General features: G+C 66.3%; 1 pseudogene. It reads left to right on the top strand.

Annotation, left to right across the window (positions count from 1 at the left end):
• Positions 1-205, top strand: a pseudogene (locus tag B3E43_RS01130) (RNA polymerase sigma factor RpoD); the annotation flags it as partial.

The following is a 205-nucleotide window of genomic DNA, read 5'->3' on the forward strand; positions in this document are numbered from 1 at the left end:
TCCCTCGCAACGCCAAGGAGGCGCTCCGCCTCCAAACGCCCATCGGCGACGAGGAAGACAGCCTCCTGGGCAACTTCATCGAGGACAAGAATGCCATCCTGCCCATCGACGCGGCCATCCAGTCGAACCTTCGCGAAACCACCACCCGCGTGCTGGCGTCCCTGACGCCGCGCGAGGAGCGGGTGCTGCGCATGCGCTTCGGCAT

Source organism: Brevundimonas sp. UBA2416, assembly GCF_002343105.1.
Lineage (GTDB): Bacteria > Pseudomonadota > Alphaproteobacteria > Caulobacterales > Caulobacteraceae > Brevundimonas.